Origin of the sequence: Streptomyces sp. BBFR2 (genome assembly GCF_044497305.1) — a bacterium.
Classification (GTDB): domain Bacteria; phylum Actinomycetota; class Actinomycetes; order Streptomycetales; family Streptomycetaceae; genus Streptomyces.
The window spans coordinates 2,617,959-2,630,222 of the sequence record NZ_CP172415.1; the positions used below are offsets into that span (position 1 = coordinate 2,617,959).

Below are 12,264 nucleotides of genomic sequence, written 5' to 3' on the forward strand. Positions count from 1 at the left end.
CGGGCCCGGGTGCGCGCCGTCACAGCGGGAACCCGTTACGGCGGGCATCGGCCCGGCTAACGTAGGGCGGATGACGGATACGCCCCGCACCCTGGCCGAGGAGCTTCGGACCCGCACCGACGACGGGCTCGTCGACCTGCTGCGGACCCGCCCCGACCTGCTCAATCCGGTGCCGGGCGACGTCACCCAGCTCGCCACCCGGGCCGGGACCCGGGCCTCGGTGGCGCGGGCCGTGGAGCGCCTGGACCGGTTCGCGCTGCAGACCGCCGAGGCGCTGGCGGTGGCGCCCGACCCCTGCCCGTACCCCACGCTCGCCTCCCTGATGACCGGAGCCGGAACGCCCGCCCCGGGCACGTCCGGGGGCGCGCCCAAGGACACGGGCGCGCCGGACGCTCCCCAGGGCGGGCCGGACGACCCCTCCCTGGATGCGGCGGTGCTGGCCGCGCTGCCCGGTGCGGTGGCGGCGCTGCGGGCACAGGCCCTGGTGTGGGGGCCCGACGACCGGCTGCGTCTGGTGCGGACCGCCCGGGAACTGCTGGCTCCGAGTGCGGCGCACCCGTCGCCGACCGGCCTCGGGCCGACCCTCGCGGAGGCCGCGGCCGGGATGTCGCCGGGGCGGCTCCAGGAGGTCATCGCCGCCGCCGGACTGCCGCCCACCCACGACCCGGTGACCGCCGTCGCCGCGCTGACCTCGCTGTTCACGGACGGCGAGCGGATGGCGGCGCTGCTGGACGAGGCGCCCGCCGAGTCCGTCGCCGTCCTCGACCGGCTGCTGTGGGGCCCGCCGTACGGCAGCGTCACCGAACGGCCCGCACCGCATCTGCGCTGGCTCCTGGACCGCGGCCTGCTGCTGCCCGCGGGCGCCCGCAACGTCGTCCTGCCCCGGGAGGTGGCGCTGCACCTGCGGGCGGGGCGCGCGCACCGCGACCCCGCGCCGGTGCCGCCTGCCCTCGCGCCGGTCACCGCACGCGATCCACAGGCTGTGGACGCGGCCGCCGCCGGGCAGGCGTTCACGGCGCTGGCGACCGTCGAGGAGCTGCTGAAGGAGTGGGATCTGGGCGGTCCGGCGGTGCTGCGCGCCGGGGGCCTGAGCGTCCGCGACCTCAAGCGCACCGCCGCCGCCCTGGACACCACCGAGCAGACCGCCGCCTTCTGGCTGGAGCTGGCCCACGGGGCGGGCCTGATCGCCTCCGACGGCGAGGCCGACGAACGGTACGCGCCGACGCCCGCCGCCGAGGAGTGGCGGCAACTGCCCGACGCCCAGCGCTGGGCGGAGCTGGTGGCGGCCTGGCTGGACGCCACCCGCACCCCGGGCGTGGTCGGCACCGCCGACGCCAAGGGCCGGGCGGCCGCCGCCCTCGGCCCGCACCTCGACCGCTCCCCCGCCCCCGAGGTCCGCCGCCGCACCCTCACCCTCCTCGCCGAGCTGCCACCGGGCTCCGCCGTCCCGGAGGCCGCCGTCCTGGACCGCCTCCACTGGGAGCGCCCGCTGCGCACCGCCCCGGAGAACGCACCCGCCGCACCCGGTGCCGGTACGGGGAGCGGCCCCGGGAGCGCCGCTCCCCCGCCCGGGGAAGACCTCCGTACCCGCCTCGCCCGGTGGACGCTGGCCGAGGCCGAACTCCTGGGCGTCACCGGACGCGGCGCCCTGTCGGCCCCCGGCCGCGCCCTCCTGGACGCCCCGGGCGCCGGGGCCCCGGGTACCGGCCCCGGAGCGGGAGCGCCCCGTACCGCTCCGACCACCGCCGGGACCCGGGAGGCCGCGGCCCGCGCCGGAGCGCTTCTCGCGCCGCTGCTGCCCGAGCCCCTCGACCACGTCCTGCTCCAGGCCGACCTGACCGCCGTCGCCCCCGGGCCGCTGCGCCGTCCGCTCGCCGAGACGCTGGGCGTCCTCGCCGACATCGAGTCCAAGGGCGGCGCGACGGTCTACCGCTTCACGCCCACCTCGGTACGCCGCGCCCTCGACACCGGCCGCACCGCCGCCGAGCTGCAGGAATTCCTCACCGCGCACTCCCGGACGCCGGTCCCGCAGCCGCTCGCCTACCTGATCGACGATGTGGCCCGCCGGCACGGGCGGCTACGGGTCGGCGCGGCCGGCGCGTACGTCCGCTGCGACGACGACGCGCTGCTCGCCGAGATCCTCGCCGACCGCCGCGCCGCCCCGCTGCGGCTGCGCCGCCTCGCCCCCACGGTGCTGGCCGCGCAGATCGCCCCGGACCTCCTCCTGGACGGCCTGCGGGCGATGGGCTACGCGCCCGCCGCCGAGTCCGCCGAGGGCGACGTCGTGATCGCCCGGCCCGACGCGTACCGCACGGGGCCGCGCACCGCGCCCGTCCCGGTGCCCGAGGGGCCGCCCGTCCCCGACCCGCCCCTCCTGGAGGCGGCGGTCCGCGCCATCCGCGCCGGGGATCTGGCCGCCACCGCCACCCGTAAACCCGTCACCGCCACCGCCCCGTCACCGGGTGCGCCGCCCCGCACCACCTCGGCGGAGACCCTCGCCACGATGCAGGCGGCCGTCCTCACGGGCGCCGCCGTCTGGATCGGCTATGTCAACGCCGACGGTGCAGCCAGCCAGCGCGTCATCGCCCCCGTACGCGTCGAGGGCGGCTTCGTCACCGCCTACGACCACACCGCCGACGAGGTCCGCACCTACCCTCTGCACCGCATCACCGGCGTCGCCGACCTGGCGGACGACACGGTGTGAGCCGGGGGGAACGGGCCTTCCGCAGGCTCGGCCCGTAAGGGGCATCCCGTACGGATCCCCTACGGGCACGGGCACGCCCCGTAGGGGTACGCCCCTCGGGGCCGCCCACACCTCCGGAACATCCCCGGGCTTCTTCCTCCGTCCCATCCCCTACGGGACAAGGGCCCGGAGACAAGGGCCCGGAACAACTGCGGAACGCCGTGATCCACCCCCGTGGGACACGGCGTCCCGCAGTCCGCCCCGCCTCGCCCGTCACCGCCGGTCCCCGCCCCGCCCCGGACCGTCCGTCAGCCTGCGGGTGGCGGCGCGCAGGGCGGCGCGGGCGGCGGGATCCGCGTACCGGCGTATCTCTGCGAGCCGGCCGCGCCGCTTCAGGGCGAGGGCCACACCGAGAACCAGCAGCGCCAGCGCCACCAGCACCGCGGCGAGCACGCCGAACCTGATCAGCAGGAATCCGAGATACGCCCTCATGACATGACCCCGTTCTCTCCGTCGATTTTTCCCTCACAGCCGTGACAGAAAAAGAATTTATCACAGGGGTGATAAAAAACGTGGTAGAAAGGACCCGTGCCGAAGCTCGTGGACCGGGAAGCCCGCCGCCGGGACGTCATCGACGCCGTCTTCCGGATCGTCGTCCGGGACGGCCTCCAGCGCGCCTCCCTGCGCACCGTCGCCGACGAGGCGGCCCTCAACATCGGTTCCGTCCGCCACTACTTCGCCTCGCAGCAGGAGCTGATGCGGTTCGCGATGGAGTCGATGCTGGAGCGGGTCACCGCGCGGCTGACGCGCCGCGTCGACCGGATCGGAGCGCTGGCCGGTCACCCGGTGGCCGAGCAGCTCCGCCTCACCGCGGACCTCCTCGGCGAACTGCTCCCCCTCGACGACCTGCGCCGCGCCGAGGTCACCGTCTTCCTCGACTTCACCACCGCCGCCCGCACCGACCCGGCCTTCGCCGATCTCTCCCGCAAGGCCGCCACCGGCACCCGCACCCTCATCCACCACGTCCTGGCCCGCCTCGCCGGCAGCGGCGCGCTCGGCCCCGGCCGCGACGTTCCCGCCGAGACCGAACGCCTCGCCGCCCTCATCGACGGGCTCTGCCTCACCGCCGTCCTCCACCCCTCCGTCGTCACCCCCGCCCACTGCTCCGGCACGCTCCGGGCCCACCTGGCGGAACTGGCGACTCCGGCTCCGGCCGCGCCCTGACCCGGGAGCCGCCGGGCGTCCGGCGCGACCCGGGCCCGTTCCCTCCCCGATGCGGCACACTGGACGTTTGACCAACCGCCCGGCCACGGGCCACGGCCGGTGACCGGGCGGCGACGGTAGCGGGCAGCACTCAGGTAGGAAGGCGAGGCGCGTGAACGGACCTCTCATCGTCCAGAGCGACAAGACGCTGCTGCTGGAGGTGGACCACGAGGCGGCGGACGCCTGCCGGCGCGCCATCGCGCCGTTCGCGGAGCTGGAGCGGGCGCCGGAGCACATCCACACGTACCGGGTGACGCCGCTCGGACTGTGGAACGCGCGGGCCGCGGGGCACGACGCCGAGCAGGTCGTGGACGCGCTGGTGCAGTTCTCGCGCTATCCGGTGCCGCACGCGCTGCTCGTCGACATCGCCGAGACCATGTCGCGGTACGGGCGGCTGACCCTGGTCAAGCACCCCGCACACGGGCTGGTGCTGACCAGCACCGACCGGCCGGTGCTGGAGGAGGTACTGCGGTCGAAGAAGATCCAGCCGCTGGTCGGCGCGCGGCTGGACCCGGACAACGTCGTGGTCCACCCCTCCGAGCGCGGCCAGATCAAGCAGACGCTGCTGAAACTCGGCTGGCCCGCCGAGGACCTCGCCGGGTACGTCGACGGCGAGGCCCACCCGATCGACCTCGCCGAGGACGGCTGGGCGCTGCGGCCGTACCAGCAGCAGGCCGTCGAGGGCTTCTGGCACGGCGGTTCCGGCGTCGTCGTCCTGCCGTGTGGCGCGGGAAAGACGCTGGTGGGGGCCGGTGCGATGGCGCAGGCGAAGGCCACGACGCTGATCTTGGTCACCAACACCGTCTCGGCCCGGCAGTGGAAGCACGAGCTGGTGAAGCGGACCACGCTGACCGAGGACGAGATCGGCGAGTACAGCGGGACGAAGAAGGAGATCCGGCCCGTCACCATCGCCACGTACCAGGTGCTGACGACGAAGCGGAAGGGCGTCTACCCGCACCTGGAGCTGTTCGACTCCCGGGACTGGGGCCTGATCGTCTACGACGAGGTGCATCTGCTGCCCGCGCCGGTCTTCAAGTTCACCGCCGATCTCCAGGCCCGCCGCCGCCTCGGACTGACGGCGACGCTGGTGCGCGAGGACGGCCGCGAGTCGGACGTCTTCTCGCTGATCGGCCCGAAGCGGTTCGACGCGCCGTGGAAGGAGATCGAGGCGCAGGGGTACATCGCGCCCGCGGACTGCGTCGAGGTGCGTGTCAGCCTCTCCGATTCGGAGCGGCTGGCGTACGCGACGGCGGAGACCGAGGAGAAGTACCGCTTCTGTGCCACGACCGGCAGCAAGCAGCGGGTCACCGAGGCGCTGGTCCGGCGCCACCAGGGCGAACAGACGCTGGTCATCGGGCAGTACATCGACCAGCTCGACGAGCTGGGCGCGCATCTGGACGCCCCGGTGATCAAGGGCGAGACGACGAACGCGCAGCGGGAGAAGCTCTTCGACGCCTTCCGCGAGGGCGAGATCTCGGTGCTGGTCGTCTCCAAGGTGGCGAACTTCTCGATCGACCTGCCGGAGGCGACGGTCGCGATCCAGGTCTCCGGCACGTTCGGCTCCCGCCAGGAGGAGGCACAGCGGCTGGGCCGGGTGCTGCGCCCGAAGGCGGACGGGCACGAGGCGCGGTTCTACTCCGTCGTCGCCCGCGACACCGTCGACCAGGACTTCGCCGCCCACCGCCAGCGCTTCCTCGCCGAACAGGGCTACGCGTACCGCATCGTGGACGCCACGGAGCTGCTGTCGGCGGAGGAAGAGGACGTCTGAGCGCCGGATGACGGCGGATACCCGCCTGAGGACACGGACCGCTGAGGCACGTACCCCGGACGGACGGCGCGGACGCCCGGGGCGCGTACGTCCGTAAGGCGCGCCCGTCCGGGGGTGCTCCTGCGGAGGGAGCGGGCGTCAGCCGCGGCCGGTCGGCCGAGGCGTCAGCCGCGGCCGGTCGGCCGACGGGCTCAGCTCGCTCCCTCCGCCGTTTCCTTGCCGCCGTCCGGCGCGGCTGACGCCGGGGCCGGTATTCGGGACGCTTCGACGGGGACGGCCCGGGGACGGGGGACGGCGCCGCCGGAGAGGGCGGCCGGCAGGGCGGGGGCGGTGCGGGTGTGCCACACCACCGCGGCGAGGAGCGCCAGGCCGAGCAGCGGGTACGGCGAGGTCAGAGGCTGTTCCCACCAGGTGAAGTGCAGGTCGCGGTAGCCGGCGTGCGGGACGATCCACAGGGTGCGGGCGGTGAACGCGACGGTGACGGCGGCGAGCAGCGCGCGGCGCCAGGGGACACGGTGGGTGCGCGCGGCGAGCGTGATGAGCAGCGGCACGCACCAGACCCAGTGGTGGGACCAACTGATCGGCGAGACGAGCAGCGCGGTGACGGCGGTGCACAGCACGCCCCAGAGGTCCGATCCGCGGCGCCGGTGGACGCGGTGCGCGGCCCAGAGGCCGCCGAGCGCGGTGAGCAGTGCGGCGACCGCCCAGACGGCGCCTGGCTCGGGAGTGTGCAGCACACGGGCGAACAGACCCTGGAGCGCCTGGTTGTCGACGATCCAGACCTTGCCGACGCGGTCCGTCTCGAACATCCGCCGGGTCCAGAAGTCGATGCTGGCGTCCGGCAGCACCAGGAAGCCGAGCAGGACCGATCCGGCGAAGCCGGCCAGCGCGGTGCAGGCGGCCTTCACCCGGCCGGTGACCAGCAGATAGACCGCGAAGATCGCCGGGGTCAGCTTCACCCCGGCGGCGAGGCCGACGGCGAGTCCCTTAAAGCGGGCGCCGTCGGGGCGAGCGAGGTCCCAGAGGACGAGGCAGGTCAGGGCGAGGTTGACCTGCCCGAAGACGAGAGTCTGGAAGACCGGCTCCACCCAGATGCCGAGCGCGGTGGCGCCGAGGACGGCGGGCGCGGTGTACACGGAACGGCGTACCCCGGCGGCTTTGCAGGAGAGCTGGATCAGTACGGCGAGCAGTCCGGTGTTGGCGACGAAGCAGGCGATTTTGAGGGTGGTGAGGGAGATCCAGGTGGTGGGGATGAAGAGCAGGGCCGCGAAGGGCGGGTAGGTGGCCGGGAGGTTCCACTTGGTGGTCGTGAAGCCGTAGAGATCGCTGCCGGAGACGGCGGCCTGTCCCTCGGCGCGGTAGACCTCTATATCGGGCATCCCCAGTGGGTGGACGGTGTAGAGCACGCCCAGTCCGATGAGGGATGCCGCGAGCAGTGCTCCGGCGATGACCGTGCGGCGCGGGTGCGCGACGCTCTGCGCCCACGTACGCCGCCATGTCCATGTCCGCGTCCCGTCGGCGGCAGACACTCTTTTCCCCTCCCCATCGCCCTGCGCGCTCTCGGCGGCGACGCTAACCGATATGGGCCGATGGCCCGTAACTGTTTCCGGTCAACCAGATGTCCGGTGGTGGACACACCGGACGCGCGGCGGCACGGACGGACGGATGCCCGGTGCCGGAGTCCCGTCGGGGACGCGGACGGTCAGTGGCGTATCGGGTCGGTGGTGCGGGGGCGGGGCACGCGGTGGTGGGTTCCTTCCTCTCCGTACTCGCCGAGGAGGACGACGCTGAGGGCGGCCGAGGCGAAGACCTTCACGGCGCGCAGGGCGCTGCCGACCGGGTGGCGGCCGGCGTGGTCGGCGCCGAGGGCCGTGGCGCCCTTCATCGGGTGCAGGGATGCCGGGTGTCCGGCTGCTGGGGAGATCGTTGCGCTGCTCATGACTCCATGATGCTTTTCGCGCGAATGCCACACATCGGTCCATGGGTCCATTCCCGCGCCGACCGGTCTCTCACTGCGGTATCACCCCCACCCCCTACCGGAGATGTACGGCCCCCTACGAGAGGGGTACGGACCGACGCCGGGCGCAGGTGGGCGGGTAGTACCAGCGCGACGTGCAGCGACGCCCCGGCGGGGGCCATCGGGCCTTGGCCACGGCCCCGCCGCGTACGCCCGCCCGGCCCCCGCCGCCCCGCTTTCCCGCCCCGCGGAAATGCGTTGGCGCCCGCTGCGCCCGCTGACTAGACTCGCGCGTCTCCCTGCCTCCCGTCGGCTTTCCGTCGAGGAGCGCCGCCGACCGGACGGAAACCGGCCGGTCCTTCGCACCACGCCGATGGCCGCCCCACCTCCCGAGGGCGCGGCCCGTCCGGCGTCCGTTCCGAACGACGGCCCGCCGTGCCCGACCGCAGGGGCGCGTGCCCGCCGCAGTGAGAGTCCACCGGAGGCAACGCCCGTGCCCGCGCACGCTCATCCCGTACCCGATCCGCACGCCCCGGCCGCCGGCGAGGGGGCCGATCCGCTCCGCAGTGAGCGGGATCATCTCGCCGCCTCCCGGGCCGCGCTGCGCGCGATGCGCGCCGACGCCGAGGCGCTGAACATCGCCGACGTCACCGCGAACTGGGTCAACGCCGAGGTCCTCCAGGGCGAGATCGACGCCCGGATCAAGGCGCTCGCCGACCTCGCCCACACCCCGCTGTTCTTCGGCCGCCTCGACTATCTGCACGCGCCGGGCCTCGACCCGTCCGAGGGCGGCGCGGGCGGCCACGGGGGCGAGAACTTCTACATCGGGCGGCGCCACGTCCACGACGCGCACGGCGACCCGATGGTCATCGACTGGCGCGCGCCGGTCTCGCAGCCGTTCTACCGGGCGTCCAAGAAGGACCCGATGGACCTCCGGATGCGGCGCCGGTTCGGCTACACCGGTGGCGAGCTGACCGCGTACGAGGACGAGCATCTGAGCGATCCGGCGGAGGCGGAGCGGACGAGTGCGCTGCTCCAGGCGGAGATCGAGCGGCCGCGCGTCGGCCCGATGCGGGACATCGTCGCGACGATCCAGCCGGAGCAGGACGAGATCGTCCGCGCCGGGATCGGCGGTTCGGTGTGCGTCCAGGGGGCGCCGGGCACCGGGAAGACGGCCGTGGGCCTGCACCGGGTCGCGTATCTGCTGTACGCGCACCGGGAGCGGCTGGCGCGCTCCGGCACCCTCGTCATCGGGCCGAACGACTCCTTCCTGCGCTACATCGAGCAGGTGCTGCCCGCCCTGGGTGAGCTGGAGGTCAAGCAGGCGACCGTCGACTCCCTGGTGGGCCATGTGGAGGTGCGCGCCAAGGACGACGCGGCGGCCGCGTCGGTCAAGGGGGACGCGCGGATGGCCGAGGTGCTGCGGCGGGCGGTGTGGTCGCACGTCGCCTCGCCCGAGGAGGCGTGCGTGGTGGTGCGCGGCTCGCGGCGCTGGCGCGTCCCGGCGTACGAACTCCAGGAGATCGTCGACGAGTTGCGGGAGCGGGACATCCGGTACGGCGCGGCGCGCGAGGCGCTGCCGCAGCGGATCGCGCACGCCGTGCTGGTGCGGATGGAGCAGGCGGGCGAGGCGCCGGACGACCGGGTGCAGGACACGGTGGCCCGTAACGTCGCGGTGAAGGCGGCGGTCAAGGCGGTCTGGCCGCCGGTGGATCCGGCGAAGCTGGTGCTGCGGCTGCTGGGCGACGCGGAGTTCCTGGCCGCGCACGCCGAGGGGCTGCTGACGCCCGAGGAGCAGAAGGCGGTCCTGTGGGCGAAGCCGGCGCGGAGTGTGAAGAGCGCCAGGTGGAGCTCGGCGGACGCGGTGCTGATCGACGAGGCGATGGACCTGGTGGCGCGGACGCCGTCGCTGGGTCATGTGGTGCTGGACGAGGCGCAGGACCTGTCGCCGATGCAGTACCGCGCGGTGGGCCGCCGCTGCACGACGGGTTCGGTGACGGTGCTCGGGGACATCGCCCAGGGGACCACGCCGTGGGCGACCGACACCTGGGAGGAGGCGTTGGGGCACCTGGGCAAGCCCGGTTCGGTGGTGGAGGAGCTGACGCAGGGTTTCCGTGTGCCGCGTGAGGTCATCGCGTACGCGTCCCGGCTGCTCCCGGCGATCGCGCCGGATCTGCGGGAGGCCACCTCGATCCGTGAGGCGGCGGGCGATTTCGAGATCCGCAGGGTGCGCCCGGAGGTGCTGGACGCGTCGGTGCTGGCGGCGTGCCACGACGCCCTGGGCAAGGAGGGTTCGGTCGGTCTGATCGCGGCGGACGCCCGGGTTCCGGGGCTGCGTGCCGCTCTGGAGGAGGCCGGGCTGCCGTGTCTGGCCCCGGGTGAGGAGACGTCCGCCGAGGCGCGGCTGACGCTGGTTCCGGCGACGCTCGCCAAGGGTCTGGAGTACGACTACGTGGTGCTGGACGAGCCCGCCGCGATCGTCGACGGCGAGCCGGACGAACGCACCGGTCTGCGCCGTCTCTACGTCTGCCTGACCCGTCCGGTGTCGGGGCTGACCGTCGTCCACGCGGCGGAGCTGCCGGAGCGGTTGACGGCGGAGGGCGAGGGCGCGGCGGTGCGCTGAGCCGTGTCTTCCCGGGGCGCGGGCAGGTGCGGCGCGCGCCCCGGGGGCGTCACTCCCGCGCGCCGTCCAGGGCGGTGCGCCAGCGCCGTACGGCCGCCGCGTCGACGGGGCCGGACCAGCCGTGCGGGCGGGCGGCGCCGCCGATGTGGAAGGCGTCGAGTCCGGCGGCGCGCAGGGTGGGCAGGTGGTCCAGGGTGAGGCCGCCGCCCACCAGCATCCGAGGGGCGTAGCCGGGTTCGCCGGCCGTGGTGCGGACGTGTTCGTCGAGGAGGACGGGCAGGCCCTCGGCGACGCCGGCGGCGGATCCGGCGGTGAGGAAGGTGTCCGGGCCACCGGGGAGCGCGGCGAGTTCCTTGCGCAGCGCGTCGCGGTCGGCGGCGTGGTCGAGGGCGCGGTGGAAGGTCCAGCGGCAGCCTTCGAGCACGTCGGTGAGCGCCCGTACGGCGGTGAGGTCGGGGCGTCCGTCGGGGGTGAGGAAGCCGAGGACGAATTCGTCGGCGCCCTCCGCCCTCAGGGCGGCGGCGTCCGCGCGGAGGGCGTCGACGTCTCCGGCGGCGAAGCCGTCGTGGTGGCGCAGCATCACCCGGAGCGGGAGGGTGACGGCGGCGCGGATCGCGGCGAAGACGGCGCGGGGCGGGGTGAGCCCGTCGGCGGCGATGTCGGTGACGAGTTCGAGGCGGTCGGCCCCGCCGTTCTGTGCCGCGACCGCGTCCTGCGGGTCGAGCGCGATCACCTCCAGCAATGCGTGGTGGCGCCGAGGGTGTGTGCCCCCAAGGTGGTTACTCATGGGACCCCAATCGGTGGTGGCGATGACGGTGCGGCGGGCGGGCGTCGTGCGGGTGGCGACGCCCGGGGAGCCGCCGCGATAGGTCTAGTCCAATCACGCCCCAGCGTAAACGGTGCCTGCCGCTCCACGACTTTTTTACGGAACGGACACGGCCGGAAACGTTCCGCGATCCCCCCCGGGTGGGCGGGCCACGCACTCCGGAACCCCCGGCGGGCGCCTCCCCGCCGGGGAACGCCCCCCTCGCGGACACCTCTCCGGGCGGCGCCCCGCACCTCCGCGGGCGCCCCGTTCCGCACCTCACGGACCGAGTTGAGAAGAAGGTGTGAAACCCGGCGGATACGGGTAACACGCCTTCCCGGTAAGGGCGTTGCGGTACCGCGCACACGGTCCGCCGACGGGGGGAGACACACATGTCAGAACTGGCCACGGTGTCCGCCGAGATCGCTCCGTATCTCGCGATGGCGGCGAGCAGCCTCGGCACATCCGTGCTCGCGGCGGCCCAGCAGCGGATCACGGAGCGCACGGTCGACGCCGGGGAGGGCTTCTTCCGGCGCCTGCTGGGACGCGACGGCGACCGCCTCGGGGGCGGCACGGAGCCCGTGCTCGACATCGGCCGCGCCGCCTCCCTGGACGCACGGCTGGCGCGGCTGGACGACGCCGAGCGGCAGGCGCTGGCCAAGGCCCTCACCGCCTGGCTGGCCGGCCCCGCCACCGCGCGGGACGCCGCCGGATTCCTCTCCCACCTGGCGCCGCACCTCTCCGGCACCACGGTCAACTCCCCCGTCGCGTACGGGGATCACTCCGCCGCGATCGGTGTGGTGAACGGCACCGTCCATCTGGGCGGCGGTACGGGCGGCGGCGCCTCGTGAGGCGCGGGAGACCGTCGCGCCCCGCACGGGGCTCAGGACGCACCGGGCGCGCGGGGGCCGGAAAGCCCCCGGCCCGGCCGCGCCCCGACGGCGACGCCGCAGGTCAGCGGCGCACCGGCACCGGGGATCCGGAGCGCGCCGGAGCCGGAGGCGGGAAACCGGGCTCCACCGGGAAGCCGGGCTCCGCCCCGAAGTCGGGCCCCCCGGGGAAGGAGGGGCGCGCACGGAAGCCGGAGCCCACCGGGACCGGAGTCGGGACCGGAGCCGACGCCGGGAAGCCGCGCACGGCCGGCGCCGACGCCCCTCCGCCCCCG

9 protein-coding genes are annotated in these 12,264 nt (G+C 74.6%); 5 read left to right on the forward strand and 4 right to left on the reverse strand.

Going from position 1 to position 12,264, the window contains the following annotated elements; all coding sequences use genetic code 11:
• Nucleotides 1–70: 70 nt before the first annotated feature.
• Complete coding sequence (locus tag ACGH2B_RS09895; protein ID WP_399087121.1) at nucleotides 71–2,704, forward strand: helicase-associated domain-containing protein; 2,634 nt, start codon at nucleotides 71–73, stop codon at nucleotides 2,702–2,704.
• A 252-nt stretch (nucleotides 2,705–2,956) separates the two neighbouring features.
• On the opposite strand, the gene ACGH2B_RS09900 is transcribed toward ACGH2B_RS09895, so the two are convergent.
• Nucleotides 2,957–3,175, reverse strand: coding sequence for a hypothetical protein (locus tag ACGH2B_RS09900; RefSeq protein ID WP_399087123.1), 219 nt, complete (start codon nucleotides 3,173–3,175; stop codon nucleotides 2,957–2,959).
• A 96-nt stretch (nucleotides 3,176–3,271) separates the two neighbouring features.
• On the opposite strand from ACGH2B_RS09900, the gene ACGH2B_RS09905 reads away from it, so the two are divergent.
• Both ACGH2B_RS09905 and ACGH2B_RS09910 read left to right on the forward strand, forming a co-directional pair.
• Nucleotides 3,272–3,907: a TetR/AcrR family transcriptional regulator gene (locus ACGH2B_RS09905; protein ID WP_399087125.1), complete on the forward strand. Its 636-nt coding sequence runs from the start codon at nucleotides 3,272–3,274 to the stop codon at nucleotides 3,905–3,907.
• 151 nt (nucleotides 3,908–4,058) lie between these two features.
• Nucleotides 4,059–5,714, forward strand: a complete 1,656-nt coding sequence (locus ACGH2B_RS09910; RefSeq protein WP_399087127.1) for a DNA repair helicase XPB — start codon at nucleotides 4,059–4,061, stop codon at nucleotides 5,712–5,714.
• 191 nt (nucleotides 5,715–5,905) lie between these two features.
• Here the strand turns inward: ACGH2B_RS09910 and ACGH2B_RS09915 are convergent, their stop codons facing one another.
• Together ACGH2B_RS09915 and ACGH2B_RS09920 are read right to left on the reverse strand one after the other, a co-directional pair.
• Complete coding sequence (locus ACGH2B_RS09915; protein WP_399087129.1) at nucleotides 5,906–7,243, reverse strand: glycosyltransferase 87 family protein; 1,338 nt, start codon at nucleotides 7,241–7,243, stop codon at nucleotides 5,906–5,908.
• Nucleotides 7,244–7,416: 173 nt separating this feature from the next.
• The gene (locus ACGH2B_RS09920) at nucleotides 7,417–7,653 is read right to left on the reverse strand and encodes a hypothetical protein (protein ID WP_399087131.1); all 237 of its coding nucleotides are present in this window, start codon (nucleotides 7,651–7,653) and stop codon (nucleotides 7,417–7,419) included.
• 511 nt (nucleotides 7,654–8,164) lie between these two features.
• On the opposite strand from ACGH2B_RS09920, the gene ACGH2B_RS09925 reads away from it, so the two are divergent.
• Entirely contained in the window at nucleotides 8,165–10,294 is a 2,130-nt protein-coding gene (locus ACGH2B_RS09925) for a HelD family protein (protein WP_399087133.1), read from the forward strand.
• A 49-nt stretch (nucleotides 10,295–10,343) separates the two neighbouring features.
• On the opposite strand, the gene ACGH2B_RS09930 is transcribed toward ACGH2B_RS09925, so the two are convergent.
• Complete coding sequence (locus tag ACGH2B_RS09930) at nucleotides 10,344–11,081, reverse strand: copper homeostasis protein CutC (protein WP_399087135.1); 738 nt, start codon at nucleotides 11,079–11,081, stop codon at nucleotides 10,344–10,346.
• 410 nt (nucleotides 11,082–11,491) lie between these two features.
• Here ACGH2B_RS09930 and ACGH2B_RS09935 point away from each other — a divergent pair, with 410 nt between their 5' ends.
• Nucleotides 11,492–11,950 (forward strand): hypothetical protein, encoded by a 459-nt coding sequence (locus ACGH2B_RS09935; RefSeq protein WP_399087137.1) that lies wholly within the window; start codon nucleotides 11,492–11,494, stop codon nucleotides 11,948–11,950.
• The last annotated feature ends 314 nt before the right edge of the window (nucleotides 11,951–12,264 follow it).

What these genes read in the sequence shown, in the direction of transcription:
- ACGH2B_RS09920 (WP_399087131.1), bottom strand. Translation starts at nt 7,653, where the DNA reads ATGAGCAGCGCAACGATCTCCCCAGCAGCCGGACACCCGGCATCCCTG.
- ACGH2B_RS09900 (WP_399087123.1), bottom strand. Translation starts at nt 3,175, where the DNA reads ATGAGGGCGTATCTCGGATTCCTGCTGATCAGGTTCGGCGTGCTCGCC.
- ACGH2B_RS09935 (WP_399087137.1), top strand. Translation starts at nt 11,492, where the DNA reads ATGTCAGAACTGGCCACGGTGTCCGCCGAGATCGCTCCGTATCTCGCG.
- ACGH2B_RS09895 (WP_399087121.1), top strand. Translation starts at nt 71, where the DNA reads ATGACGGATACGCCCCGCACCCTGGCCGAGGAGCTTCGGACCCGCACC.
- ACGH2B_RS09930 (WP_399087135.1), bottom strand. Translation starts at nt 11,081, where the DNA reads ATGAGTAACCACCTTGGGGGCACACACCCTCGGCGCCACCACGCATTG.